The organism is Marinobacter salexigens, from assembly GCF_018860765.1.
In the GTDB taxonomy this organism is placed as follows: domain Bacteria; phylum Pseudomonadota; class Gammaproteobacteria; order Pseudomonadales; family Oleiphilaceae; genus Marinobacter; species Marinobacter salexigens_A.
The window spans coordinates 612,293-637,522 of record NZ_JAHKPV010000019.1; the positions used below are offsets into that span (position 1 = coordinate 612,293).

At 52.3% G+C, this 25,230-nt stretch carries 26 protein-coding genes; 13 read left to right on the forward strand and 13 right to left on the reverse strand.

Annotation, left to right across the window (positions count from 1 at the left end; translation table 11 throughout):
• The first annotated feature begins 50 nt into the window (after nt 1-50).
• The 7 genes from KO508_RS13350 to KO508_RS13380 all read left to right on the forward strand — a co-directional run bounded on the left by KO508_RS13350 (nt 51) and on the right by KO508_RS13380 (nt 6,807).
• Nucleotides 51-1,157 carry an arginine N-succinyltransferase gene (locus KO508_RS13350; protein WP_216008788.1) on the forward strand — a complete coding sequence of 369 codons (1,107 nt, stop codon included), beginning with the start codon at nt 51-53 and terminating at the stop codon, nt 1,155-1,157.
• Nucleotides 1,147-1,953 carry a DUF1338 domain-containing protein gene (locus KO508_RS13355; RefSeq protein WP_216008789.1) on the forward strand — a complete coding sequence of 269 codons (807 nt, stop codon included), beginning with the start codon at nt 1,147-1,149 and terminating at the stop codon, nt 1,951-1,953. Before KO508_RS13350 ends, KO508_RS13355 begins: the two co-directional genes overlap by 11 nt.
• 210 nt (nt 1,954-2,163) lie before the next feature.
• Nucleotides 2,164-2,829 carry a hypothetical protein gene (locus KO508_RS13360; protein ID WP_216008790.1) on the forward strand — a complete coding sequence of 222 codons (666 nt, stop codon included), beginning with the start codon at nt 2,164-2,166 and terminating at the stop codon, nt 2,827-2,829.
• Between the two features lie 75 nt (nt 2,830-2,904).
• Complete coding sequence (locus KO508_RS13365; RefSeq protein ID WP_216008791.1) at nt 2,905-3,402, forward strand: hypothetical protein; 498 nt, start codon at nt 2,905-2,907, stop codon at nt 3,400-3,402.
• On the forward strand, nt 3,399-4,304 hold the full coding sequence (locus tag KO508_RS13370; RefSeq protein ID WP_252738099.1) for an alpha/beta fold hydrolase: 906 nt from the start codon (nt 3,399-3,401) through the stop codon (nt 4,302-4,304). The genes KO508_RS13365 and KO508_RS13370 overlap by 4 nt, the downstream gene beginning before the upstream one ends.
• Nucleotides 4,301-5,086: a ZIP family metal transporter gene (locus tag KO508_RS13375; RefSeq protein WP_216008792.1), complete on the forward strand. Its 786-nt coding sequence runs from the start codon at nt 4,301-4,303 to the stop codon at nt 5,084-5,086. The genes KO508_RS13370 and KO508_RS13375 overlap by 4 nt, the downstream gene beginning before the upstream one ends.
• 47 nt (nt 5,087-5,133) lie before the next feature.
• Entirely contained in the window at nt 5,134-6,807 is a 1,674-nt protein-coding gene (locus KO508_RS13380; protein ID WP_216008793.1) for a GMC family oxidoreductase, read from the forward strand.
• On the opposite strand, the gene KO508_RS13385 is transcribed toward KO508_RS13380, so the two are convergent.
• The 6 genes from KO508_RS13385 to KO508_RS13410 form a co-directional block, all read right to left on the reverse strand.
• The gene (locus KO508_RS13385) at nt 6,804-7,484 is read right to left on the reverse strand and encodes an NAD(P)H-binding protein (RefSeq protein ID WP_216008794.1); all 681 of its coding nucleotides are present in this window, start codon (nt 7,482-7,484) and stop codon (nt 6,804-6,806) included. The genes KO508_RS13380 and KO508_RS13385 overlap by 4 nt on opposite strands.
• 82 nt (nt 7,485-7,566) lie before the next feature.
• Nucleotides 7,567-8,262: a monofunctional biosynthetic peptidoglycan transglycosylase gene (gene mtgA, locus KO508_RS13390; RefSeq protein ID WP_216008795.1), complete on the reverse strand. Its 696-nt coding sequence runs from the start codon at nt 8,260-8,262 to the stop codon at nt 7,567-7,569.
• Complete coding sequence (locus KO508_RS13395) at nt 8,252-9,175, reverse strand: diacylglycerol/lipid kinase family protein (protein WP_216008796.1); 924 nt, start codon at nt 9,173-9,175, stop codon at nt 8,252-8,254. The genes mtgA and KO508_RS13395 overlap by 11 nt, the downstream gene beginning before the upstream one ends.
• 128 nt (nt 9,176-9,303) lie before the next feature.
• A complete protein-coding gene (locus tag KO508_RS13400) occupies nt 9,304-10,194 on the reverse strand; it encodes a DMT family transporter (RefSeq protein WP_216008797.1) in 891 nt (296 codons plus the stop codon).
• Between the two features lie 126 nt (nt 10,195-10,320).
• Nucleotides 10,321-10,557 (reverse strand): TIGR02647 family protein, encoded by a 237-nt coding sequence (locus KO508_RS13405; protein ID WP_216008798.1) that lies wholly within the window; start codon nt 10,555-10,557, stop codon nt 10,321-10,323.
• A 26-nt stretch (nt 10,558-10,583) separates the two neighbouring features.
• Nucleotides 10,584-11,060 (reverse strand): hypothetical protein, encoded by a 477-nt coding sequence (locus KO508_RS13410; RefSeq protein ID WP_252738100.1) that lies wholly within the window; start codon nt 11,058-11,060, stop codon nt 10,584-10,586.
• 249 nt (nt 11,061-11,309) lie between these two features.
• Between KO508_RS13410 and KO508_RS13415 the strand changes: the two genes are divergently transcribed.
• Both KO508_RS13415 and KO508_RS13420 read left to right on the forward strand, forming a co-directional pair.
• The gene (locus KO508_RS13415; protein WP_216008873.1) at nt 11,310-11,486 is read left to right on the forward strand and encodes a DUF1328 domain-containing protein; all 177 of its coding nucleotides are present in this window, start codon (nt 11,310-11,312) and stop codon (nt 11,484-11,486) included.
• A 199-nt stretch (nt 11,487-11,685) separates the two neighbouring features.
• Nucleotides 11,686-12,384 (forward strand): lytic transglycosylase domain-containing protein, encoded by a 699-nt coding sequence (locus tag KO508_RS13420; RefSeq protein WP_216008799.1) that lies wholly within the window; start codon nt 11,686-11,688, stop codon nt 12,382-12,384.
• A 51-nt stretch (nt 12,385-12,435) separates the two neighbouring features.
• On the opposite strand, the gene putA is transcribed toward KO508_RS13420, so the two are convergent.
• Nucleotides 12,436-16,065, reverse strand: coding sequence for a bifunctional proline dehydrogenase/L-glutamate gamma-semialdehyde dehydrogenase PutA (putA, locus tag KO508_RS13425; RefSeq protein ID WP_216008800.1), 3,630 nt, complete (start codon nt 16,063-16,065; stop codon nt 12,436-12,438).
• A 284-nt stretch (nt 16,066-16,349) separates the two neighbouring features.
• Here putA and KO508_RS13430 point away from each other — a divergent pair, with 284 nt between their 5' ends.
• Entirely contained in the window at nt 16,350-16,802 is a 453-nt protein-coding gene (locus KO508_RS13430) for a winged helix-turn-helix transcriptional regulator (protein ID WP_216008801.1), read from the forward strand.
• A gap of 10 nt (nt 16,803-16,812) precedes the next feature.
• On the opposite strand, the gene KO508_RS13435 is transcribed toward KO508_RS13430, so the two are convergent.
• Nucleotides 16,813-17,586 carry a hypothetical protein gene (locus tag KO508_RS13435; RefSeq protein ID WP_216008802.1) on the reverse strand — a complete coding sequence of 258 codons (774 nt, stop codon included), beginning with the start codon at nt 17,584-17,586 and terminating at the stop codon, nt 16,813-16,815.
• 133 nt (nt 17,587-17,719) lie between these two features.
• On the opposite strand from KO508_RS13435, the gene KO508_RS13440 reads away from it, so the two are divergent.
• Together KO508_RS13440 and KO508_RS13445 are read left to right on the forward strand one after the other, a co-directional pair.
• The gene (locus KO508_RS13440) at nt 17,720-18,880 is read left to right on the forward strand and encodes a hypothetical protein (RefSeq protein ID WP_216008803.1); all 1,161 of its coding nucleotides are present in this window, start codon (nt 17,720-17,722) and stop codon (nt 18,878-18,880) included.
• Between the two features lie 88 nt (nt 18,881-18,968).
• Nucleotides 18,969-19,601, forward strand: coding sequence for a LysE family translocator (locus KO508_RS13445; RefSeq protein WP_216008804.1), 633 nt, complete (start codon nt 18,969-18,971; stop codon nt 19,599-19,601).
• Here the strand turns inward: KO508_RS13445 and KO508_RS13450 are convergent.
• The 3 genes from KO508_RS13450 to efpL are packed head-to-tail and all read right to left on the reverse strand — an operon-like array spanning nt 19,549 to nt 22,192.
• A complete protein-coding gene (locus KO508_RS13450; protein ID WP_216008805.1) occupies nt 19,549-20,409 on the reverse strand; it encodes an AraC family transcriptional regulator in 861 nt (286 codons plus the stop codon). The two genes, KO508_RS13445 and KO508_RS13450, sit on opposite strands and share 53 nt — an antisense overlap.
• Nucleotides 20,409-21,584 carry a YbfB/YjiJ family MFS transporter gene (locus tag KO508_RS13455; RefSeq protein WP_216008806.1) on the reverse strand — a complete coding sequence of 392 codons (1,176 nt, stop codon included), beginning with the start codon at nt 21,582-21,584 and terminating at the stop codon, nt 20,409-20,411. Before KO508_RS13455 ends, KO508_RS13450 begins: the two co-directional genes overlap by 1 nt.
• A gap of 41 nt (nt 21,585-21,625) precedes the next feature.
• A complete protein-coding gene (gene efpL, locus KO508_RS13460; RefSeq protein WP_216008807.1) occupies nt 21,626-22,192 on the reverse strand; it encodes an elongation factor P-like protein EfpL in 567 nt (188 codons plus the stop codon).
• 287 nt (nt 22,193-22,479) lie between these two features.
• Here efpL and KO508_RS13465 point away from each other — a divergent pair, with 287 nt between their 5' ends.
• Complete coding sequence (locus KO508_RS13465; RefSeq protein WP_216008808.1) at nt 22,480-23,334, forward strand: PA4780 family RIO1-like protein kinase; 855 nt, start codon at nt 22,480-22,482, stop codon at nt 23,332-23,334.
• Nucleotides 23,335-23,352: 18 nt separating this feature from the next.
• Here the strand turns inward: KO508_RS13465 and KO508_RS13470 are convergent, their stop codons facing one another.
• Nucleotides 23,353-24,027: a spermidine synthase gene (locus KO508_RS13470; protein ID WP_216008809.1), complete on the reverse strand. Its 675-nt coding sequence runs from the start codon at nt 24,025-24,027 to the stop codon at nt 23,353-23,355.
• A gap of 153 nt (nt 24,028-24,180) precedes the next feature.
• Nucleotides 24,181-25,212: a threonine aldolase family protein gene (locus KO508_RS13475; RefSeq protein WP_216008810.1), complete on the reverse strand. Its 1,032-nt coding sequence runs from the start codon at nt 25,210-25,212 to the stop codon at nt 24,181-24,183.
• Between the last annotated feature and the right edge of the window lie 18 nt (nt 25,213-25,230).

Here is a 25,230-nt window from a genome sequence, read left to right on the forward strand (position 1 = left end):
TGGCATAGCCACGCGGCATACTGTGGCGAAATAACGTCAGGTTGCATCCTATGATCATTCGCCCTATTACCGACAAAGATCTGGACACCCTTTTTCAGATAGCCGAAGAGTCTGGCCCAGGGTTCACATCTCTAATGCCCGATAGGGACGCTTTGGCAAAAAAAATTGACCACTCCACGGCCAGTTTTGAGCGTAAGGTGATTCATCCTGCTGATGAACACTATTTGTTTGTACTAGAGGATGAAGCCACTGGTGACGTTATGGGCACAACCGGTATTGAGGCTAACGCAGGGCATACTCGGCCGCTCTACCATTTCCGACGCAATACGGTTACCCATCACTCCCGAGACCTAGATCTCCGCCGCAGCGAAGAAACCCTCACTCGTTGCAATCATTACACCGGCTATTCCGAAATTTGCTCACTCTATTTACGCCCGGAATTTCGTCGAGCCAACGCGGGGAAACTACTCTCTCGGGTACGTTTTCTGTTCATGGCCCTCCACCCTGAGCGTTTTTCGCACAACATAATAGCCGAAATGCGTGGTGTCTCGGATTCTGCCGGACAGTCACCGTTCTGGAATTGGTTAAGAGCCCACTTCGTGGACATGGAGTTCAGTCAGGCTACGCATTTGGTTGGTACTGGCTACACGGACTTCATTGATGAGCTAATGCCGTCGCACCCACTTTATACCTGCCTTATGAGCCAAGAAGCGCGCACAGTTCTCAGCCAAGTGCACAGCCAAACCCGGCCAGCGTTGCGGATACTTGAAGCAGAAGGGTTTCAACACAAAGGGTTTATAGATCTTTTTGATGCAGGGCCAACGATTGAATGTGCACTGGCCGGTATTCGCAGTGTGAGAGCTTCTAATGCCTGCAGAGCTAGAGTTGATGAGTCAGGAGCATTTGGAAAAACCGGATTTGGGCACAGACAACATGGGGACAGCGGGCAAACGCTTATAACCAACGCAGGTACAACAGACTTTCGAGCGACGATCACAACCGACACATTCGAGGAGTCAGGTGACCTGATTATTTCTCCTGCGCTGGCTGACAAACTTCACCTGCAAGACGGTGATCCCTCGCGCATTTTGCCATTGAGCCAAGCGAGACCAGCACAAACCCGAACTACGGCCATGGAGTTAAGTTATGCATACTGATCGCAACACTTTATTCGAAAATCTTTGGGCCAATTATCAAAATGTTACGCCATCGGCTGTGCAAGTACATCGTATTCTGGGGGCCGAGGAAGACCAAACAATCATCAACGATCATATCGCGCTACGCACCTTCAACTTGCAGCCTGTAGGTTTGGATGCACTCGCAGAACACTTCTTGGGCTTAGGGTACCGAGAAAGAGGCGAATACCACTTCAAAGCCAAAAAGCTCTATGCCCGCCATTATGAGCACCCAGACCCAGAGGCTCCACGGGTATTTATTTCAGAGCTGTTAACGGAACAATGCTCACCAGAGCTCCAATCAGTGGTGAAAACGTTAGTTGAAGGAGTCACCGAAGAAAGCGTTGCTGCAGACAACTTTCTGTATTCAGGCCGACATTGGAGTTTGGATTACGACACCTATCGCAAGTTGTTGGACGAAAGCGAATATGCAGCTTGGCTCGCAGCTTGGGGTTTCCGGGCAAATCATTTCACCGTAAGCGTAAATCATCTGCATAACTTCGAGACAGTCGCTGATATCAACCAGCTCTTGAAGGATAACGGCTTCAAGGTGAATGGCTCCGGAGGCGAAGTGAAAGGCTCTCCGGAGGATTTGCTTGAGCAGTCTTCCACCATGGCAGACCGGGTTCCGGTTCAGTTTAGTGATCAGGAAGCAACCATTCCCAGCTGTTTTTATGAGTTCGCATTACGTTATCCCAAGCCCGACGGCAGCCTTTACAACGGATTTGTTGCCGCCTCTGCAGATAAGATCTTCGAAAGTACCAACGCAGGTATGTAGAACCTTAACGGCGCACTATGCAGGCCAGCAGACCCTGCTTACGCGCCGTTACAAAGAAATAACGTTTTACAACGGTGCGCAGCAAGTTAATTGTCTACTTTTTAGGCATTAGTATGTTTTGGAAGCAGCCAGTTGATGAGTATTGCAAGTGGCTACATAACAACAAAATAGCGGCAGCACCTCAATGGCAAGCTCCGCTGGAGAATAGAAATGTCTGCATCCGTAAACCACCTCGAAGAGCGCACCCAAGACTCGGGCGAATTACTTGAAGACATCATGCCTTCGGCGATCACTCTGGCGATGATGCTGCGCCATAAAAAAATGGCCGTATGGCTGCGCTCAGAGCTCGACGGCTATCAGGATCATGATGCCGCCCCTCCCTATCGAAAGGATTTGCCGGGACACATTGTTGCGAAATCTCCTCAATACGGATGGATTCCTGCGCCGGTAAGTGATCAACAAACGAAAGAGTTTGCTCACCTTGACCTGAGTGACGGCACCAAGTCTTTGGAAAAAATCTGCGTTAACAGCAAAAAGGGTGACGGCAACCGTCTACTGCTGGATACCGATGACATGGCAATCCTACAAAAGCAGATCAACCTTAGTGCCGAGCTGGCCATCAACCTCAGCCGAGACGTTTACTCAGGCATTCTCAAAACCGTGCGCGGCGCCGTATATTTGTGGACACAGGCACTAATAGAAAAAGGCTTGGAGGGAGATCATAACCATTACAGCCGTGAGGAACGTGCTTTGGTTGCAGAACTGGACACCCCAGAGTATTTTTGGCGCAGAGCGATGGACGAGCTAGACACACTGCCGATTCCCGACGTGCGCTCTGCCGGATTTTTCGAGCGGATGTTTGGGCGGGCAGGCTAGAGAACCACCGATTAGGCTAAACTAACACCTTGTTCCTGAACAATTCCATTTTGTTCCATGCAACAAGGAGTAACGATGAAGCCTGTTGTCACACTTATTATTGCCTGCCTGTTCTTACTGACGGGCTGCCAGTCACTGTCAGACAGCTCCCCTGAGAGCGCGGCGGGCAATGAAAACCGGTCATCAAAAGCTGAGGCGGCAGACCGCAATACGGTGCTTCTGAGCGCCCAGCACTGCCTGAGCGAATACCTTCAGGAACAGGGTCGTGTTCATCACGGCCCCTGCCTCAAAATCATCACGGTTAACGGTGATACGCCACAAGTTCGACAGGATGGCTTTATCGCCCTCCCCGTTGCTACCTCGATGACTCTCGGCATCAGTTGCGTCTACCGCCATGCCGACGGTTCGCCGATCCCCGTCACCATGGAAACAGCCGACTTCAGCATCTCTGCGCAAACCTTCACCAAGCCAGGAAACCGTTGGTATCTGCACGCACACAAGCAGGCAAGGCAGGTTATTGGTTGTGAGCCCACACTGTCACGATCAACAAAACCAACTCAGGCAACAGATTGAAATCGCTGGTTCTGCGCGATGGGCGCACATTAGCCTACAGAGACGTTGGCGACCTACACGGTTACCCACTGATTTTTGGTCACGGTATGCCGGGGTGCCGGCTACAAGGCCAGTTTTTCCATAATCAAGCACTGAGACATGGCTTCAGAGTTCTTGCGCCTGACCGCCCCGGTATCGGCGGTTCAGATTACCAACAGGGGCGCCAATTATTGGATTACCCGAAGGATATCGAGCAACTGGCTGATTCACTTGGCTTGGATACATTCAGTCACTTCGGTTGGTCTAGCGGCGGGTCGCGCACTCTGGCCTGCTGTTACGCACTGAGTGAGAGAGTAGAACTGGGCGTCTGCCTTTCGGGTTACACACATTTTTCAGAATACGACAGCCGCCAAACACTGGGCGAGGGAGCCAACTGGCCAATTCCATGGCTGGCACGATACAGCCCCGCTCTCGTAAAACTCGCAGTGCGGCTTATAGCTCGCCTCTCCCGACGCCACCCAAGGCTATACATGCAGGAAGCGAAAAAGCTGGTTAACCAATCTGATCACGACCTGTTAAACCTCTTGCTGCGTGGAAATACCTTCCAACACGACCAGATGGTCTGTATGGAAAGCGGCGGCAAGGCCATAGCAACCGACCTGCTCACCGAGCTTAAAGACTGGGGTTTCCGCTTAAATCAGGTACCGACACCTATTCTGATTTACCAAGGAGAGGGCGATGCATTCGTGCCCGTCGATTACGCACGTCACCTTGCGGAACATTTACCTAATGCAGAACTGACGTTGCTTCCGGCCACTGGGCACCTCTACCCCTTAGCTGAAAATTTTCAAGACAAGCTGTTCACAAACATTCGTCAACGGCTAGCAAATAAAACTAATGTAAGGAGCCCCTTGCCACAATGAATTCAGATATCAGCATTATTTGGCTTGGCGCGCTGGCAAGTCTGTTGGCAGGCCTTGCTACCGGCATTGGTGCGCTGGCCGTGTTTTTCATTAAAGACCTATCTAACCGGCTGCAAGACAGCATGCTTGCGGCAGCTGCGGGCGTGATGCTGGCGGCTTCTTTCTTTTCCCTACTGTTGCCGGGGCTAGAACATGGTGAGGCGCTGTTGGGCTCAACCTGGGCTGCAGCGATACTTGTCATATTCGGCATACTTTCCGGCGCAGCTGCCTTGTATTACGTTCATCAAAAACTGCCTCACGAGCACTTCAACCTTGGACCGGAAGGACCAGATGCCTCCCACATACGCCGCATATGGCTCTTTATTATCGCCATAACACTGCATAACTTTCCGGAAGGTATGGCTGTAGGTGTGGGTTTTGCCGGGGGCGACGTGCGCAACGGCTTTGTGTTGGCGCTGGGGATTGGCATTCAGAATATTCCGGAGGGCCTTGCCGTTGCGCTATCGCTCATGGCCATTCAATATTCCCGCACCAAAGCGTTTACCATTGCCTTGATGACAGGCCTCGCCGAACCCATCGGTGGCGTGTTCGGCGCTACCATGGTTTGGTTGGCAGAGCCCGTAATGCCTTGGACACTGGGCTTTGCTGCTGGCGCCATGCTGTTCATCATCAGCAATGAGATCATTCCCGAAACCCACCGGAACCACTACAAAGCGCAAGTAACATTCGCATTACTGATAGGCTTTGTAGTGATGATGTTTCTGGATGCCACATTGGGTTAATGTAGCGTACAACTGATATGTAAATCAGGCTATTAGGAGAAACAACCTTGCCCGATAACAACAAAACGCCGGGGCTGTTGGAGTTTGACTATATCGTAGCAGGTGCGGGAACAGCCGGTTGCCTGTTGGCTAACCGCTTGAGCGCGAACCCCAAAAACAGGGTGCTATTGATCGAAGCCGGAGGAAGGGATAACTACCACTGGATTCATATTCCAGTGGGCTACCTCTACTGTATCGACAATCCACGCACCGACTGGTGCTTTCGTACCGAGCCTGCACCGGGACTCAACAACCGGTCCCTGATATACCCTCGTGGTAAGACTCTGGGTGGCTGCTCAAGTATCAACGGTATGCTGTACATCCGCGGCCAAGCCCGAGATTACAATCGGTGGGCAGACATAACCGGCGATGACGCCTGGAGCTGGGACAATTGCCTGCCTGATTTTATGCGTCACGAAGATCATCACAGCTTGGACAATGGCGGCCCGGAAGATAGCGCCCAAAAGCTCTTCCACGGCCATGGCGGTGAATGGCGAGTGGAGCGCCAAAGACTGAAATGGAAGGTGCTCGAAGACTTTGCAGAGGCGGCAGTTCAAGCTGGTATTCCACGCACACATGACTTCAATCGCGGTGACAACGAAGGCGTTGACTATTTCGAGGTAAACCAACGCGCAGGCTGGCGCTGGAATACCTCCAAAGCCTTTTTAAGAAATGCCTCCAAACGCCCAAACTTAACGGTTTGGCACTCTACTCAGGTGTTAAGTCTGGAGATGGACACAACCGGGGAAAAGCCCAGATGCACCGGTGTACGCGTGGCTAGCGCCAGCTCAGGCAGCGAAAGGGTCGCAACGGCCCATCGCGAAGTCATTCTCTCGGCTGGCTCGATAGGCTCTCCACAACTGTTGCAGCTATCGGGCATAGGGCCGTCCGACTTGCTTCATACGTTGAACATTCCTGTGGTTGTAGACCTACCAGGAGTCGGTGAGAATTTTCAGGATCACTTGCAGATACGCTCTGTTTACAAGGTGAAAAACGCCCTTACCCTAAACACCATGGCCAACTCCTTGTTGGGTAAGGCAAGGATTGGTCTCGAATACCTACTAAAACGCTCAGGCCCCATGAGCATGGCGCCTTCACAGCTGTGCACCTTTACCCGCAGCTCGGATGAATACGACTATGCCAACATCCAGTACCATGTTCAGCCTCTGAGTCTGGATGCCTTCGGGCAACCCCTGCACGACTTCCCGGCTATTACCGCTAGTGTCTGCAACCTCAACCCCACCAGCAGGGGTACTGTGCGTATCCGCAGCCGCAACCCGCTGGAGGCGCCGGCTATTGCACCCAATTATCTGAGCACACCGGAAGACCGGAAAGTCGCGGCAGATTCACTGCGGGTGACACGCCGTATCGCCGGGCAACCAGCCTTCTCAAAATACCAACCCGAGGAGTACAAGCCCGGGCCCCACTACCAAACCGACGATGAATTGAGCCGTTTGGCTGGCGACATAGGCACCACCATTTTTCACCCCGTGGGCACCACTCGCATGGGGCGAGCAGACGATGCAATGGCAGTGGTTGACTCGCACCTGCGAGTGAGGGGCGTAAATGGTTTGCGCGTGGTGGACGCAGGAGTAATGCCAGTTATCACCAGCGGCAACACCAATTCACCAACTCTGATGATTGCGGAAAAAGCAGCGAGCTGGATTCTGGCGGGCGATTAGGCCGTGCCAGAAGCTAGCCTCACAATATCTTCGTATTGACGCACCTGAACAACCTGCTCTGCCACCGGCTCCATGGCCAATGAGCAGGCCTCGTTAATCATGGCAGACGCAACGGTTTGTGCTTCTATCCCCCGATATTTCTCCAAGGGCCCCAAAAGCACCCTGTTGATCAGCGGCATAGCTCTTGCGCCAATCGCTTCCCCAAGACGGTGCTCTGACCGATCGCCCAGTAGCAGGCTCGGGTGATAAATAGACAGATAGGGATATCCCAGTTTTTTTACAGCATCTTCCAGTTCGCCTTTGACCCGATTGTAAAAAATAGTCGAGGAGGATGAGGCCCCAATCGCAGACATCAAAATAAACCCACGCCCACCTGCTGCGCGGCCAAGCTCGGCGGCTTGCAGGCAGTAGCCGTAATCCACCTTACGAAACTGCTCCTGAGAGCCAGCCGCTTTGATCGTCGTGCCCAGACAGCAAACGACCACATCCACCTCAAAAAGCTCTGTATAATCGGCCATGCAATCGAAATCTATTTCCTGCTGACGCAGCTTTTCGTGAGCAGAATTCAGAAGTTTGCGAACAGGTACAACCACCGACTCAACGTCTTCACGAGCCAACAGCCCTTCAAGGACCAACCCTCCGGTCAGGCCGGTGGCACCCAGCAATAGCACATTCATAACGTTCTCTTTTATTTTTCCCAGATACTCATCGTACCAAACATCCGCCTTGATCTATGAACTGGTGATGCCCGAGAGTTGCTTACAGATCCTTCAGATATTTTAGACCCGAAAGCTGGTCCATCTGGCCACGAATCCAGAATGCCCGTTCTCTTACATAGGGCGATGGCGATGCAGCACTAAACACCTTAGGATTCGGCAACACCGCAGCAAGCCGGGCCGACTGACTGGCAGAGAGCTGATGCGCAGAGATTCCAAAGTGAGCCTTACTGGCAGCTTCCACACCATATATGCCAGGCCCAAATTCGGCGATATTCAGATACACCTCAAGAATCCGCCGCTTGGACCAAAGTGCGTCAACGGCAAGTGCGAGCCCGGCCTCCAGAGCTTTACGAATAAAACTACGGCCATTCCAGAGGAACAGGTTTTTTGCGGTTTGCTGGGTAATCGTGCTGGCGCCCCGAAGCCCTTCTCCAGCATGGTACTCTGCCAACGCGCTTTGGATTGCTGAAAAATCAACGCCCCAATGAGCTGGAAACCGTTGATCCTCGCTGGCCACAACCGCAAGCGGCATCCAGGGTGAAATTTCCGGCAGACTAACCCATGTATGCTCTATTTCTTTAGTCGGGTTGGCATAGCTATAACCGAGCATAAACGCCGAGGTTGGCGGATTTACATACCGGAACAGGATTAACACGGAGAAAACCGTCAATAGTACAATCGTCAGCGCCCAAGCAGCCCCGCGAAACAGTCGCTTTGCGACGGATTTACGAGCCATATACACCCTGTTGTTGAGAGCCGGACCGGCTACTTTCAGCTTCTCCGGTACGCACTACCGAAACACCAATTACCCGAAGACAATGCTTCCGGCACACCACCTGCAGTGGTGTTTTACCTGCTTCATCGCCGTCCACCGTCACAGTTTTCGGTTTTGACGTAATAACGTCGCAGCGCTTACCCTTCAGGTGCACCACCGTGCTAGTGCGATTCGGGGATTTACCGCTAAACCGAACCATAAGAAAAGTGAGCAATAGCTGAATCAAGGGGCGTGGTTTTACGGCAATAATATCGAGCATTCCATCATCAGCAGTTGCTTGCGGAATCTCATTCCCACCCCCAAAGAAGGCTCCGCTGGATACCGCAATCGATAGCCAGCGGCCCCGTACAAATGCTTCATCGCATGTTAGTTCTGCATGAAAGCCGCGTTTGGCATTTACTCGTCGTAGCAGCTCAAAGCCATAGCTGAAGCGACCAAACAGCTTTTTGGCGGCGCCTTGTGATTCTCTGGCCGGGAGCGTACCCAAGCCAACATGGGCTACATTAAGAAAAATTCCGTCACCGAACTCCGCTACATCAACTTGCTGAGTAGCCCCTCGTTGAACCAGCTCACACACCGCATCCGGATCTTCCGGCAAATCAAGGTTGCGGGCAAAATCATTGGCGGTGCCCGAGGGTAATACTGCCAGCGTTGCATTGCGCTCAAGGCACAACTGGGCTCCGGCATTTACCGAACCGTCGCCACCAGCCACCATAACAATGTCGTCAGATTTTACCTGCGCCTTCCAACCCTGCTCTTGAAAGTCGCAACAGCTTGGGTTCGTAATACCAGCGTTAGCCAGATGTTCTAGCCAAAAGTCTCTCCCTCTCTGGCCATCGCCTGCTTCCGGGTTTGCAACCAGCCAATAATTCATACCATCAAGATCTCTGTCGCAGCTTCAAAAAGTCCCTCAACACCCCATTAACAATACCTCAAAGGTTACCGTTCCGACGTTACGATTAGGACACCGGAGCCAATGGTATTGATCTGCCAGAGCGCTCCTTAGACGGGGCGTTTTTGAGACACCACCAGAGCGACCCCCGCAATAGACACAATGCCGCCAATGATAGCCAGTACGCCCAAGCGCTCATCAAACAGCCAGAAGGCTTCCAGAGCGGTTACCGGAGGGACAAGATAGAATAGGCTGGCCACCTGGGAAGCCGCACCCCGGCGGATCAGCCACATCAATAGCAATATGGCGCCAATGGAAACACCCAAAACCAGCCAGGCCATGGAAAGCTGAAGCGGCACTGACCACACCACCTCACGGGTTTCGAGCAGGAGTGCGCCAAGTGCGAAGAACGTGGTGGCGGCGCCATATTGAATAATGGTGCCAGCCACCAAATCCGCACCTGTACCATGGCGCTTTTGATACACAGTACCCAGAGAAATTCCTGACAAGGCAAGCAGTGCCCATATCAGCGTCCATAAAGGGAAACTCTCACCCGGATTGCCTGCCCCGCCAAACTTCTCTAGCAAAACCAGCGTTACACCCAGAAGGCCAAGCCCCAAACCCAACCATTGCCGCCATGAAACGGCTTCTTTTAGAACAACAACAGCAACACCCGCCGTCACCAGTGGCTGCAAGCCTACCACCAAAGACACTATCCCAGAGGGCATTCCACCCTGAATTGCGTAGTAAACACCACCAAGATAACAGCCGTGGACCAGCAGGCCTGTTACCGCAAGATGCCTTGCAGCCCTCCAACCAGGCCAACGGGTTTTGAGCATAGCGGCAAGCCCAGCAAGTAGGCCTAGCGTCAGCAGCATGCGAATCAAAAGAAGAGTAAATGGCTCAGCATAGGGCAAGCCATACTTGGCACCGATAAATCCGGTGCTCCACAGCCACACGAACAGTGCGGGAACAAAAAAAGAGTAAAACAAGGATTGCATAGCTGGCTGCCGAGGTCAGATTTCCAAAGCGCGAGCCAGTGTAGCGGCTGGCTCGCTTGCGGAACAGAGACAGACCTCCGACTGTGTAGCCATTACAAATAGCTCTCGGGGTCGCGTTGCGAACACTTAGGTCGTGAGGATGGACTGAAGTTTCTGGGTCAGCTCCACAGCTTCACTACCCATAGGCGTGAGATAGCCGCCGTCGTCCCGTGTAATCAGTCCCTTGGCATAAAGACGCTCCGCGGCGTGCACGGTTTCTGGTGCAGCATCGCCCTGATGCACTTTAATACCAGCCTGACCCGAAGAGGATTCAAACTGTGACAATAGATTGAGCTCTGCAATATGATCTGAAGAGAATGGCATTGTATTTCCTTGTCTGGTTTTGGTGGTCAGATACTTTCTTTTCTTTTTTTCTGCTCAAGGGTTAAGTTTTGCTCAGTTTCATTCCACTGTTCAGAAAGTGCTTCATAAGCCTCTGAAAAGCCTTTCTTAGCCCGCTCCCATGCCGTTGCTGAGCTAGCCTTGAGTTCGTTATACCAGTTTTGCACTCTTTCACGTTGCTCACGCAGGGACGCCAGACTGTCTTTTGAGCGTTCCCGCGCCGTGTTACTCATTTCATCCCAGTTTTCCGAAAGCTCTTGTTCAAGTTCTGCAATACGTTCATCTAACGTCGAGAGCGCCCGGTTAATGGAATCCTCCGCCTGATCCTTCTGGTCGGCCCCATATTCCTGCAATGCTTCTCCAAGCTCTCGGGTTTCCTGTTTGAGGTTTTCCACCGAGCGATTATCTGTTTCAGCCTGCAGCTGTGAGCTAAACACACACAAGGCAGAAACTAAAAGGGCAAACGCTGTGGGTCTTGCATTCATAGATGTCTCCGGAGCTAGGTTATTCAAGAATAGCAGTAGCACCACCATAACAATATCCCGACCAACAGCTTATCTTATAAAAGCTTAATAAACTGACAATAAAACTCGGCTATATCAATAAAAACAAAATCTTAAATACCTAGTTGGAACATAGAAATCGACCTAGACGGACTCCGCAGACAGTTGACGTTTGTGCATCATCCGAGCCTGTGCCATTTTGAAATGGAAGCCAAGCAAAGAGGAATAGTTATGCTCTATTGGGCTGTAGTTTGTCTTGTTATTGCCATCATTGCCGGTGTCCTTGGTTTTGGGGGCATTGCAGGCACGGCGGCTGGTATCGCCAAAGTCCTGTTTTTTATCTTCTTAGTTTTGTTGGTGATTTCTCTTGTTGCCAATGCTGTACGCGGACGTGGACCAAAGATATAGAGTCCTGTCTGACGCGATTTTCGGCCCGGGCGCTTTCTAAGCGCCCGGGCACCGAATTAGCCCTCTCCAGCACCGCCCGTAACATTTCACCCACAATACGAAATATCATTTCTTGCCGGTAACGCCGTATAATCTATGTTGTCCATGTTTTAATATTACTCGCAGCATGATTATTGATAGCGCTTCCCGTGAGTTGCAAATGATACACTTCCGAAAACTCGCACTGCCCTTTCTAATCGCTCTCGTCTGGTTACCTGCACCGGTTGCGGCGGACACTATCAAGCGTATTGTCCACCCTGATGGCAGAGTGGAATTTACCAATGTTAAAACCAGCAGTCGTGGTCGGGCCTCAAGTAAAAACGAGACAGTTTTTCGCTACAAGGACGATAACGGCGTTGTTGCCTACAGCGGCACGCAGCCTGACGTGGCGAGCTTCGACGTTATCAGCTTCTATTGCTACGCTTGCGATCCAGACTCCCACGTAAACTGGCGTACAACGCCCCTCTTTACCGGCCGCTACGACACAGAAATCAAAACAGCTGCTCTGGAATACGGAGTAGACCCCGCGCTGGTGCGCGCAGTCATTCATGCGGAATCCGCGTTCAATGAAAAGGCGCTATCCCCTGTGGGTGCTCAAGGGCTAATGCAACTGATGCCGGGAACGGCGTTGGAAGTTGGCGTGCAGAATGCGATGGTTGCAGCAGACAACATTCGTGGTGGAGTGACCTACCTCGCCAAAATGCTGGAACGCTTCAAGGGTAATACCCGGTTGGCAACCGCTGCCTACAATGCAGGACCGGGCACCGTGAGCCGTTACGGAGGCATACCGCCCTACGCTGAAACCAAGGCGTATGTTGAGAGAGTCGGCATACTGCATGAGCGCTACGCGAGCAATTAAGCCGAACTCTGGAAGCCTCATCCCTGAGAGCTTCCAGCGATAGGATTAACGTTACTCAGACGCTGCAATCAGACTAGCGTTACCTCCGGCCGCTGTCGTATCTACACATAGATGACGCTCAATTACAAAACGCTGATCGAGCGTGTGTTCTGTAATTAGCGGAAGCAGTGCACCATCGCGCTTGGCCAGCGCCAAACGATACTGGCGCAAGAGAATCTGGTCAGCACAGCTTACAACGGCTTCAAAGCCGCTGGCATTAGCAAGCACTTCCGGCTCCAGAAGCCCCTCAACGCCCACTATCGGCAAGCCAGCCTGAGCTGCACGACCGACAGAGTCGTCAATACCCGGTGCAATAACCACCACTTTGTTGCCTTGAGACAGGGCCATGGCGGCCTGTGCCAATGCGGTTTCTTTGTCTGGCCCCAAACACAAAACCGTTCCGCGAGGGTAGTTGGAAAGCCGGTTGAGTTCGCCCGTTGGTCCCGGCAACTCTTCAACCTGCGCATCTAGGGGGGCAGGCACCTTGCCGAAAACCGGCTCCATGGATTGGATTCTGGCTTTGGGAGCTGGCACGGTAAGTTTGCTCAGCTTACCAGCCAGCCCTTCGAGTTTTTTGCCATCAACAGCATTTGCACCAGCTTCTGCAGACCGCTCAGCAGTGGCACCTTTAAGGAAACGTCGAACGTACTGTGGCCCACCTGCTTTCGGACCAGTCCCGGAAAGGCCTTCCCCGCCGAATGGCTGGGAGCCAACAATCGCACCGATCTGGTTACGGTTAACGTAGGTGTTGCCAACCTTGATACGGCTGACAATCTGGTCAACACGGTTATCAACCCGGCTATGAATGCCGAATGTGAGGCCATAGCCTTTGGCATTTACCGCATCCACAACCTTGTTTATGTCCTTCGCTTCGAATGTGGCCACATGCAGTACCGGCCCGAAGATCTCTTCTTCCATGTCTTCAATCCCGCTGACCTTCAGTACAGCAGGAGAGACGAACAGCCCTTTTTCCGGCACCGGGAGCTTTTTCAGCAAGCGCCCTTCGCGCTCGAACTTGTCGCAGTGATCCACAATTTTCTTGCGGGCAGCTTCATCGATAACCGGTCCCACATCGGTAGAGAGCGCCCAAGGATCGCCAATGCCCAGCTCTTCCATTGCCCCGTAGAGCATTTCCAGCAAGTTGTCCGCAATGTCCTTTTGCACATACAGCATGCGCAAGGCCGAACAACGCTGGCCCGCACTCTGGAACGACGATGCCAACACATCACGAACCACCTGCTCTGGCAGGGCTGTTGAATCCACAATCATGGCGTTTAGGCCACCGGTTTCGGCCACCAGCGGTGCGTCCGGCGCCATGTTTTCCGCCATTACCTTATTGATACGCTGAGCCGTAGCCGTAGAACCGGTAAAGCAGACCCCCGCCACTCGGGAATCAGAAGTCAGTGCCGTGCCGACAGTGGCGCCCGAGCCCGGCAGAAGCTGTATGGCATCTTTGGGAATACCCGCTTCGTACATGAGCTCAACCGCACGAACGGCTAACAAAGACGTTTGCTCTGCTGGCTTGGCAACGACAACGTTACCCGCAGCCAAGTTTGCGAGGATTTGGCCAGCAAAAATCGCCAATGGAAAGTTCCACGGCGATATACAGCAAATAATGCCGCGAGCTTCACCATCGTCTTTGTAACGCAAACCTTCATTGGCATAAAACTGTGAGAAATCTACCGCCTCGCGGATTTCGGCAACACCATCCAGCAGGGACTTACCCGCTTCGCGGGTGGTTAGCGCAAACAATTCGTCTGCGTTTTCTTCCAACAAATCACCTACTTTGCGCACACACGCAGCACGATCTTCTGCAGGCATGGCCGACCAGCTCGCAAACCCTTGCTCAGCCGCTGTAATGGCCGCATCCACATCGGCTTCATTAGCCTGTGTGATATGCCCAACCAGATCATCTGGATTAGCCGGGTTTTTGACTTCCAGCACTTCGGTGCCGGTAACATCAGCAGCAAGCAACGGGCCTCCCGACCATTGATGACTGCGGAATGCGCCACGGCCTTCATCAATGCGGGCAACCGTTACAGGATCGGTAATGTCCCAGCCTTTTGAGTTGCGGCGTTTGGCACCAAACAGATTGGCCGGGTGCACTATGGCCTTGCTCGACAGGTTTTTGCCCAGCTCCCGAACCGAATCAATGGGGTCCTTGGCAATTTCCTCGGGAGTGATGCTGGTATCCACGATTTGGTTTACAAATGAACTGTTGGCGCCGTTTTCAAGCAAACGGCGCACAAGGTAGGCCAGCAGGTCGCTGTGCTTGCCTACAGGCGCGTATATTCTGCACGGCACTCCGCTCTCGCTCAGTACCTGATTGTGCAACGATTCGCCCATACCGTGCAGGCGCTGAAACTCGTAACTCTTCAGCCCGGCGATTCCGGTCAGTTCAAGAATGGCGGATACAGAATGGGCGTTGTGGGTCGCAAACTGCGGATAGATACGATCGCTCATGCGCACCAGCTTTTTGGCGCATGAAAGATAAGCAACGTCACTGCATGCCTTACGCGTGAACACAGGAAAGTTCGACAGACCCATGACCTGAGCACGCTTGATTTCGGCATCCCAGTAAGCGCCTTTAACCAGACGAACCATGATTCGGCGATCAAGTTTTACAGAGAGCGCGTACAGCCAGTCAAGCGTGTGGGAAGCGCGTTTGGCGAAGGCTTGCACCACCACGCCAAAACCGTCCCAGTTAGCCAATGCCGGGTCAGATAAAATGGCTTCGATAACATCCAAAGAAAGATCAAGCCGGTCCTGTTCTTCAGCATCAATATTAAAGCCCATGTTCGCAGCTGCGGCCTTCTTCGCCAGCTCAAGTGCGCGGGGAACCAACTCTTTCATTACCCGCTCTTTCTGGCCATATTCGTAGCGGGCCAGAAGGGCAGAAAGCTTGACCGAGATACCGGGGTTTTTCCGCACATCGCCTTTGCAGTTCTTAGCGATGCTATCGATAGCGTTGGAATAGGACTCGTAATAGCGACGGGCGTCGGCATCGGTGCGCGCGGCTTCACCAAGCATGTCGTAGGAGTAGGTGTACCCCTTCGCCATATAGGATTTAGCTTCATTCTGGGCTTCTTCAATATCACGACCGAGAACAAACTGCCGCCCCATTTCCTTCATGGCCTGACCCGCAACCGTGCGGACAACAGGCTCACCGAGACGCTTAACCAGTTTGCGCAGGGTATCGCCCACGGTATGGCGCTCGGAATCCTTAAGCAGGTTGCTAGTCATCAACAGCGCAACGGTGGTGGAGTTGATAAATGACGAGGTAGCTTTGCCCACGTGAGCGCCCCAGTTGCCTGAGGTAATCTTATCTTCAATCAACGCATTGACCGTTGTGCTGTCGGGTACTCGCAACAGCGCTTCTGCCAGACACATCAACGCTACGCCCTCTTTTGTGGTGAGGCCGTATTCCGCAAGAAACTTTTCCATGATTGTGGATTTTGCGCTTTGCCGGACACTGCGTACCAGATCGGCGGCACGGGCAGATATTGCCGCACGCTCGGCCTCAGACAACTGGGCGTCAGCAATCATCTCGTGAATCACTTTGTACTCATCTTCGAGATAGTAATCGCGAATTGCCTGCCGACTGCTGGCGAGTTCAGGAGCCACTGATTGCTGCGATCTCATACTTGTACCCTCATATTTGTTTATCTTTTCCGCATTCTACCGACAACGGCCAAGACTATTTCTCTGTAAGAACAGATCACTCTTACCTTTTCGGCTTTATTGACCCCTAAAAATGTATTAATTGCCCTTCATGAAATACAATTTCAGACAAAATGCCCTGAACCAGTGATTTCAACCAACGCAAAACCCTTGTGGTAGCTGGCATTTATAGCCTACAGCATAGCGCCCATGTTCCAGACTTGCCCAAAAGTAGCGGCTTTACGCATTACAGAGGATAGAACAACATGAGTGAGTTGGATCGAATCGATCATTCCATCATTCGCGAACTGCAAAAGAACGCTCGTATTACGGTTACCGAGCTTGCTTCAAAGGTGGGGTTATCCAAAACCCCCTGTCAGGTGCGTATGCGCCGACTGGAAGAACAAGGGGTTATTACCGGCTATACCGTGCTGGTTAACCAAACAAAACTGGGGCAAAGCCATATCGCCTTTGCGCAGGTCACGTTGAACGATACAAGCAGCGAGGCACTCAAAGCGTTTAACACGGCCGTCAAACAGATTAGTGCCATTGAGCAATGCCATATGATCGCTGCCAACTTCGACTATTTGATGAAAGTTCGAACACGCAATATGGCGGAGTACAGGCAGGTATTGGGAGAACAGATCTCCGCCTTACCCCATGTGCTACAAACCAGTACGTTTGTGGTGATGGAGAACGTGAAAGATGCTGGGCTTTAAACGGAAGAACTTAGCTTTTTACTCTCGCCAAGCCGAGAGAAGAGACATTCAGGCCCAGCTCACCCCGGTACATGGCGTTGCCGATCCCCAGCACTATGTTCTCCACTGTAAAGTTTGAGGATACGGCGCTGGCCCCGCCGGGAGAGCGGGATTCCAGAACAAGTACCAGCCGCAGAAGGTCCAGAAGGCGAATGACCAAATCCAGAACACCGAAATCCTCAGGGGCCTCATCTATTTGGGACAAAACATAAGCCTTAGCAGACTCCACAACAAAGGTTTCATGGCTGGTGAGGTGTTCTAGGCCAAGACACTTGATGGATTCCACGCGCTGTTCCCGCTCACGCCGAATAGCCTCCATGCAGACCTGCTCTGAGTTTTCTGCCACATCTCCCTGACGCAGAATACCCGCCAGCCGAAAGTCCACCTTACCCTCACTACGCATTTGCTCGAGCTCGCTTTTTAGACTCTCCTTTGCATGGGGCAAGTACCGGCGCACTGCAATATCGCGAGCCCGTTCCAAATCTTCTGTTGTGGCCAAGTTCACCAGCGAACTCATCACTCTCACACAGTGTAGTAAGTGTTCCCAAATGGCAGGCTCTATGGCAAGAGGATTACTAGGTAAGACACGCTTGATGGACACAAACTCAAAGTAAAGTGCCGTTACCTTCTGTTCCGAGAAATCAGAAGTACGAATAATCCTGTGCAAACCCAGCTTTTCTATATCACCTAAAAGGCTGGGAATCAGCATCAGAACGTAATGTTGCGCACCTTCCGATATTGGCATTCTGGTTAACGCTCCACTTTAAGACGATCTATACCATAGCTCTTTCCATAGAGCGGTAAAACATCTCGCCTTTCAGTTTCGTTAATGTTTATCATTAACTCACCACTTTCGGGTTCAGGGACGACATCAAACAATGGCGACACAACGCTTCCGGTACGCAGCCAGCGTACTTAAACGTAGTGCATTCCTCATCGTAACCGGATCATTTCTTCTAGTCTTACTAGCTAGCACTTTCCTGCTGCTAAACTTCCCCAACATCGAGGAGTTAGAGCTAAGCCAGCTATACCTGAATGAAAACGGCGACGTATATGTTGAGGTACCGCTCTTTAGCTTGGTTTTACTACTCGGCACCATTGTTATGCTTGCCAAGCACCAGATTCAATTAGTTCTCACTAACGAGGGGCTAACAATCAACATCCCCCGACTGACCGGACTAGGTTTGTTGGGCCTGACCACCGGTAGCCACCGCATCCCATTAACTGCCATCCAAAGTGTTGAACTGGCTCCCGCTAGTGGAGTTCAACATATTCCACAGGCTATCCAAAAGGCTAGGCTTATCATCATCACGCGCGAAAAAACCTATCGGCTGCAGCCCTATAATTTTTTAAGAGAGGGCGGCCCGGATCACCGGATGGGCTTTGGCACATTATTCGGAAAATCCCAATCCAAGGTCGAAGCGCTACTTGTTGAAGCCCCTCTCGTACAAGCTCTATCCTTAGCGACAAACAAGCTTAGCTTCACAACCACCTCCACAGATGAAACCGGACCATTGGCTGGCCATTTCGATTTGCTCAAGCATAAGGGCATGGTGATACAGATGGCGCTTCTGGCAGGACTGGGTATATATGCTCTCGTTGACTACCTACTGCTCACCAGCTTTTTGGTTGTCGGCGAATGGCCGTTATGGCCCTTTATTTGTAGCGGACTGCTAGCGGGGGCTCTGGGTGTTCATTTGGGAAAAGGCGCGCCAAAGGTAGAGCATATAGGGCTCTCCATCCTCCTAGGCTTAGTCGGTGCTGTTGCGGTTTATCCCGGCTTGCAAAGGTATACGCTTATAGCTGCCCCAGCGCCGATCGAAATCACTTACCAAATGACGGAGATCGGGTATTTTGAACACGCCAGCTACCCGGACATTGACCAACGTGAAAGCGGCATTCCCGAATATTGGGAAAGCCTGACGCTGGGGGAAAACTATTCTTTTCCTCTGTATGAGCCGGTGGTGGGGTTTGCGATGGTGGATATGACGCCCGTTTACGCGAAAAGCCGGGCTTTCTATGAAGCCGCAGAGCAATAACGTTCACGCCAGCGCAATTTCGTACAATACCGAGATTCAGGATCGCAGCAGACTCCTCACTCATAATCCTGAGATGAGGACTGTTTCAATGTCGTTTGCCTTACTTCTGCCAATGGCTGCCTTTGCACTGGCGGCCTCTATCTCACCCGGACCGGTGAACCTTATTTGTCTCAGTAGCGGCACCCGATACCCGCTGCGCCAAGGCTTATGGTTCGTATCTGGAGCAACACTGGGGTTTATCGCGCTGTTTCTTGCTATCGGGCTGGGGCTGCATTCGGCCTTGGCGTGGATTCCCGGGTTCGATCGATTGCTCACTTGGGCAGGCATCGCATTTCTGCTTTATCTCAGTTACCACTTGGTGACCGATGACGGGAAAATCTCAGACAAAGCTCTGGAAAACGCTCCCGGATTCTGGACAGGAGCTGCGATGCAGTGGCTGAACCCGAAAGCCTGGTTTGCATCCGCATCAGGTATAGGAGCCTACACATCCGGCGGCGACCTTACACAACTGGCCGTGTTTTCCAGCCTGTATTTACCTATTTGCTGGCTTTCACTTAGCACTTGGGTATTAGCGGGACGATTTTTGCGCCAGTATGTCCAGAGGACAAGCCTACTTCGAACGGTAAACTTAGCGCTCGCGGCATTGCTATTGGCCAGTTGCCTGTACCTTATACTCGGTCAGAATGCCGTTTTGGTGGTCGGCTATATTGACCCGGCGTAGCAGCAACCAACCGTTTAAAAACCTTTTGAAAATGCGGTTGGTCAAAAAAGCCAGCCGCCAGAGCTGCATCGGCAATGGGAGCACCCTGCCGAATAGCCCGTTGCCCGAGCTGAACACGTCGATTGATTTGATAGGCGTGAGGTGTCATGCCAAAGTATTTTCGGAACACCCGAACCAGATGCGAAGGAGACAAGCCAGCACGCTCCGCCATCCATTCAACAGATAACTCATCCGTGCAGTGAACGTCAAGATATCGGGCCAGTTCCCGTAACGATTCAGGTGCGGGTGGGAACGGCTTTTCCGCCTGCTCAGCCGCTTCAGATATCGATACCATTACCTCAGACAGAAATGCTTCTACGTCATGCTCTTTTTTCTCTGCGGACACACCATTATTCAGCAGGCAGTCGGCCAGTGCCTGAAAGCCGGTATACAAATCCGCAGACGTACTGACGTCGCAATGTATATCTTGCCAAACCGGCGCATCCAAATAACCCAGGCGAAACCTCAAACTAGCAAGCCAAGACGCATCCACATACAACATCAGATAAGCCCAGGGTTGGTTATCTACCGGATTGCAGGCATGGACCCATTCCGGGTTCATGAACACCAGAGAACCTTCACTTACGTGATATTGGCGCCCCACGTATTCAAAGGTACTCTCCCCACCGGTAATCGCGCCCATCGACCATTGGGTATGACTATGAGGCGCGTAGCACACAGTACGGCCATCGCTGACTTGCCGTAACTCAATGTGGGGTAACTCGCTGTCTCGCCAGAAAACTGGTGGTGTCGATGTAAGGCCGTTCATTAGGCTGGCTCCATTTCTCTACCCTTGGCCCTGCGCGCCATATGGAGCACGCCCACGCCAAGCGCCATCACCAGCAGCGTAAGCCACAAGCCGTTCGTGTAGTTCCCTTCAACGTCTGCCAAATAACCCACGACAGCAGGCGCCAGCATCTGGGCGATACCATAGCTGAAGGTAAGCCGACTCATGGGTCGGGAAGGATTTTCCGGGAACACTCGGCCCACCATTGCCAACATCATGCTGACAATACCAATAAAACTGGCGCCGTAAATCACAGCACTGAGCATGACGCTGGCCATACTCGTGTCCATGATCAGCATCAGAATACTGATCGAATTGAGTGTGTAAGCAATATAGAGGGCTGTCCACTGCCCCCAACGGCGGGAGAACACATCCCATAACCAGCAGGCGGGAGTGGCCGCCAGCCCGGCAATCAGCCAGATAAGCCAGCCACGACCACTAAGCTCGGGCATGGATTCAGCAATCGCCACCAAAAACGTTGCTGTTACAACATATCCGACACCGGCACAAAAGTAAGCCAACTGCAGTATGACGATAAACCGGCTTCGGTCTTCGCTAACAACCACGCTCCCGGTTCGCGGCAAAGCACAGGTACGGTAGTCTGGCATCCAACGCCACATAGGAACAATCAGCACCAGCCCTACCAGTCCGTAGATGACCCACTGTTGATCCCAGGTAAAGGGCTCTTTTATTAACTCCGCCAGCACGGCAGTGAGAACAATGCCCAGCCCGATGCCCGAAAAAAATACGCCGAGCTCGGACTTTTCATTATTCTTGATCAACCAACTCATTAATAAACCGGCACCGAGCAACATGCCTGCCGAAGTGCTAAGACCAGAGACAAATCGCAGAAAAAACCACAGCCAAAGGTCGGTGGTGTATCCCATAAGAACCGTAGAAACGACGGCCAGGATCAGGCCGAGCTGATACAGTTTCACCTTTAGATCAAGATCACTGATACGAGTAATCAGAAGCGCACCGGTGAGATAGCCGGCGTAATTGACCGTCGCCAGCATGCCAACAACGGACTGGCTTAGCCCGAGCGCTTCGATCATCTCTGGAATCATCGGCGTGTAGGAGAACCGGGCAATACCTACCGTCACGACAACCGCCATTACGCTGGCTGCCAATACCCTTATTGTTTCTATTGTTTTCACAGGGTTCTCCACACTCAGGGCAACTTCAGAACGCTACCAGATCATGCCCGGCTCAGAAATTTGCGCTCTTCCACGTTAACCTTGATGCGGTCACCCGTGGATATATGTTCAGGAACCTGAACCACCAAACCAGTAGCCATTCTTGCCGGTTTAGTACGAGCTGTCGCTGAACCGCCTTTAACCGATGGATCCGTCTCCTCAATTTCGAGCTCGACGGTTGGTGGCAGAGCCAAGGAAACCGGAGCTTCACTAACCAGAATCACCATTACGCCCTGAGTGTCTTCCGTGATGAACAGCAACTCGTCGGCAATCGCTTCCCGGTTCAAGCTGTACTGAGTAAAGTCTTCGCTATCCATGAAGACGTATTCATCGCCATCAGAGTAGGAAAAGGTAGCGGGCCTGCGCACAAGATCGGCAAGATTCAGCATATCGGAATCTTTAAAGGTTTCATCGATTTTATTGCCCGTAACTACGTCGTACATCCGCATACGGTATAGACTTCCGCCAGCACGGCCCTGAGGAACAGAGCGCTCGATATCCTTGACGAAATACACCCGACCTTCGTATTCAACTGCAGAGTTTTTCTTAATTTCACTTGCTCTAGGCATTTTTTATAGCTCCAAAACAATCTCTAAACGCATCCATACCGGGCATACGCCGGCGTGTTTTTTTTCACCCAGCAATTCTACCCTCAGACCAGTCCTGCTGATACAGGGCGAGCAGCTACTATAAGCCATTCGGGCAAAAGCTTCCCGAGCCTATAACCAGATTCGCATAAGAAATAGCAATTTGATGTAAGCTATGCACCATTATGACCATCACTGTTGCTCTCGCCTGATTTTAGGCCAACGCAGCGCGCATGGTCGGCACGCTTACGGCTAAACTGAAAGGTATTATGAAAGTACCCAAAAGATTACAACCTCTGGTCGACGACGGTCTGGTGGACGAAGTGCTTTACCAGCTTATGAGCGGTAAAGAGGCACAGGTTTACGTGGTTCGGTGTGGCGACCAAGTACGCTGCGCAAAAGTGTTCAAAGAAGCAAAAAAGCGCAGTTTCAAGCAGGCTGTTGAGTACCAAGAAGGTAGAAAAGTACGCAATAGCCGCCGGGCTCGGGCCATGAGCAAAAAAACACGCTACGGCCAGAAAGAACAGGAAGACGCTTGGCTTAACGCCGAAGTGGACGCCCTGTACCGACTTGCAGAAGCCGGTGTGCGCGTACCGGCACCCAAGGGTTTCGTGGACGGCGTGCTGCTGATGGAACTGATTGCAGATGCCGACGGCAAAGCCGCCCCGCGTCTGGATGATGTCACCCTAACACCGGAGCAGGCTCGTGATTACCACAGCCGAATTATCGCCGAGATCGTTCGCATGTTGAGCGCTGGGCTTATCCACGGTGACTTGTCGGAGTTCAACGTATTAGTAGACAGCAATGGGCCAGTGATTATTGACCTGCCCCAAGCGGTTAACGCTGCGGGTAACAACAACGCTGAACGAATGCTAGAGCGAGACGTAGACAACATGCGTCGCTACTTTGCCAAGTACGCACCCGATTTGCTTGTGACCGACTATGGCAAAGAGATCTGGGCGCTTTACGAAAGCGGCGACCTGCATCCTAGCAGCAAGCTGACAGGATGCTTTGAGCACGACACCGCCAGAGCTGATGTGGAAGAGCTTATGGCCGTAATTGACGCGGCAAAAGAAGAAGAAAGAGAGCGAATAGAGCGCATGCAGGATGACGACGAGGATTAACGCTCGTCACCCAAGCGTTTACCAAGCAAGCCAGATAACGTGTTTTGCGCCTTTCCCCGGGCGATGGGCGCGCACGGTTACCGCCTCTGCCGAGAGCCCCGCGCGCTTCAGACGCTCAGTAAACGCAGGATCTTGCCCGGCTGACCAATAGGCCAAAACGCCCTCAGGCCGCAACGCTTCCTGTGCTGCGGCAATGCCTGCAGCAGAATACAACCAGTCATTTTCCTTACGCGTAAGCCCCTCAGGGCCATTGTCAATATCCAGCATGATGGCGTCGTAACTGGCTGGCGAATCCTTAATCAACTGTACCACATCACCTATGTGCACCTTGGCACGCGGGTCTTTCAGTGGATAACCTGAAGCACTGCCCAAGGGGCCGAGATTCCACTGCTCCACTTCAGGCACGAGTTCGGCAACGGTTACTTCTGCAGTATCGCCCAATGACTGCAACGCAGCTGCAAGGGTGAACCCCATACCCAGCCCACCGATGAGCACTTTTGGCGCAGGATGATCGGCAATGCGCTCGCAGGCTAGTGTTGCCAAAGCATCTTCGGAACCATGCAAACGAGTATTCATCAACTCACCGCTGGTGCCAGCAATACGAATAGAAAATTCATCGTTGCGCTGCAGCAGCCTCAGTTCGGTACCCTTGCCGGGTATAATTGCAGTGCCTAGCAACTCAAAGCGAGCCATACAAACCTCTGAAGATAGAATACCGGAGTGCGGGTAGGGGATAGGAGTAAATCAGATTTGAGCGAGAATTGCCCGTTCAGTTTTACTACGCAGTATGCCTGTCAGCCACTCGGCTTTACTCCGCCTTTATACTCCAGCCCAATAGCAGCAGAATCAGGACTGCAACTGACGCACATCTGCCAGAAACTGATCAACAACCGCAGGTGTCGTGGCCCAGGAGCACATTAAACGTGCGCTACCACCGATAAAGTTATAGAAACGCCACCCCTTGGCTCGCAAGGCAGCCTGTAAGGCCTCAGGCATTTCTACAAACACCCCGTTTACCTGTCTTGGATACCTGAGTTTAATCCCTGGCAGCCTGGCCAGTCCGTCCGCAAGCCTTTTCGCACTGGCATTGGCATGGCGTGCGTTTTCCAACCAAACGTTGTTCTCTAGCAACCCGCACCAGGGTGCAGAGATGTACCGCATTTTAGACGCCAGTTGCCCTGCCTGTTTGCAGCGCCATTCAAAGTCTTCGGCCAAGGCTTTATTAAAAAACACCACGGCTTCTCCCAACGCTAGACCATTCTTGGTGCCGGAGAAACAAAGTACATCAACACCTACCTTCCAAGTGATTTCGGAGGGGTGTACATCCAGAGCTGCCACTGCATTCGCAAACCTCGCACCGTCCATGTGGATATTCAACTTATACTGATCCGCCAGAGTACGGATATCACGGAGTTCGTCTGGCGTATAAATTGTGCCCACTTCCGTTGCCTGAGTGAGGCTCACTGCCTTGGGCTTTGGGTAGTGAATATCAGTGCGCTTGGTCACCAAGTGTTCGATACTCTCTGGGGTGAGTTTTCCATTCTCACCCTGCCCCAACAAGAGTTTGGCACCATTGGAAGCGTATTCCGGCCCACCGCATTCATCGGTTTCAATATGCGCCAACTCATGACAAATTACACTGTGAAAGGATTGCCCCATAGATGCCAAAGCCAGCGAGTTTGCTGCCGTGCCATTAAACACAAAGTAAACGTCACAATCCGTATCGAACAAAGAACGCAGTCCGTCTGACGCCCGCTGCGTCCAGCTATCCTCGCCATAGGCGGGTTCATCCATACGGTTTGCTGCCTCCATTGCTTTCCAAGCCTGAGGGCAAACACCACTATAATTATCGCTGGCAAACTGCTCTGATCGTGACACGGCAACTCTCCTGTCTTA

Bases quoted from the DNA above. Each gene is read 5' to 3' on its own strand.
- KO508_RS13470 (WP_216008809.1), bottom strand. From the start codon at position 24,027: ATGGCTCGCTTTGAGTTGCTAGGCACTGCAATTATACCCGGCAAGGGT.
- KO508_RS13405 (WP_216008798.1), bottom strand. From the start codon at position 10,557: ATGCCATTCTCTTCAGATCATATTGCAGAGCTCAATCTATTGTCACAG.
- putA (WP_216008800.1), bottom strand. From the start codon at position 16,065: ATGAGATCGCAGCAATCAGTGGCTCCTGAACTCGCCAGCAGTCGGCAG.
- KO508_RS13440 (WP_216008803.1), top strand. From the start codon at position 17,720: ATGGCGACACAACGCTTCCGGTACGCAGCCAGCGTACTTAAACGTAGT.
- KO508_RS13395 (WP_216008796.1), bottom strand. From the start codon at position 9,175: ATGAATTATTGGCTGGTTGCAAACCCGGAAGCAGGCGATGGCCAGAGA.
- KO508_RS13375 (WP_216008792.1), top strand. From the start codon at position 4,301: ATGAATTCAGATATCAGCATTATTTGGCTTGGCGCGCTGGCAAGTCTG.
- KO508_RS13385 (WP_216008794.1), bottom strand. From the start codon at position 7,484: ATGAATGTGCTATTGCTGGGTGCCACCGGCCTGACCGGAGGGTTGGTC.
- efpL (WP_216008807.1), bottom strand. From the start codon at position 22,192: ATGCCTAGAGCAAGTGAAATTAAGAAAAACTCTGCAGTTGAATACGAA.
- KO508_RS13360 (WP_216008790.1), top strand. From the start codon at position 2,164: ATGTCTGCATCCGTAAACCACCTCGAAGAGCGCACCCAAGACTCGGGC.
- KO508_RS13355 (WP_216008789.1), top strand. From the start codon at position 1,147: ATGCATACTGATCGCAACACTTTATTCGAAAATCTTTGGGCCAATTAT.
- KO508_RS13400 (WP_216008797.1), bottom strand. From the start codon at position 10,194: ATGCAATCCTTGTTTTACTCTTTTTTTGTTCCCGCACTGTTCGTGTGG.
- KO508_RS13420 (WP_216008799.1), top strand. From the start codon at position 11,686: ATGATACACTTCCGAAAACTCGCACTGCCCTTTCTAATCGCTCTCGTC.
- KO508_RS13410 (WP_252738100.1), bottom strand. From the start codon at position 11,060: ATGAATGCAAGACCCACAGCGTTTGCCCTTTTAGTTTCTGCCTTGTGT.
- KO508_RS13350 (WP_216008788.1), top strand. From the start codon at position 51: ATGATCATTCGCCCTATTACCGACAAAGATCTGGACACCCTTTTTCAG.
- KO508_RS13365 (WP_216008791.1), top strand. From the start codon at position 2,905: ATGAAGCCTGTTGTCACACTTATTATTGCCTGCCTGTTCTTACTGACG.
- KO508_RS13430 (WP_216008801.1), top strand. From the start codon at position 16,350: ATGAGTGAGTTGGATCGAATCGATCATTCCATCATTCGCGAACTGCAA.
- mtgA (WP_216008795.1), bottom strand. From the start codon at position 8,262: ATGGCTCGTAAATCCGTCGCAAAGCGACTGTTTCGCGGGGCTGCTTGG.
- KO508_RS13435 (WP_216008802.1), bottom strand. From the start codon at position 17,586: ATGCCAATATCGGAAGGTGCGCAACATTACGTTCTGATGCTGATTCCC.
- KO508_RS13415 (WP_216008873.1), top strand. From the start codon at position 11,310: ATGCTCTATTGGGCTGTAGTTTGTCTTGTTATTGCCATCATTGCCGGT.
- KO508_RS13465 (WP_216008808.1), top strand. From the start codon at position 22,480: ATGAAAGTACCCAAAAGATTACAACCTCTGGTCGACGACGGTCTGGTG.
- KO508_RS13445 (WP_216008804.1), top strand. From the start codon at position 18,969: ATGTCGTTTGCCTTACTTCTGCCAATGGCTGCCTTTGCACTGGCGGCC.
- KO508_RS13450 (WP_216008805.1), bottom strand. From the start codon at position 20,409: ATGAACGGCCTTACATCGACACCACCAGTTTTCTGGCGAGACAGCGAG.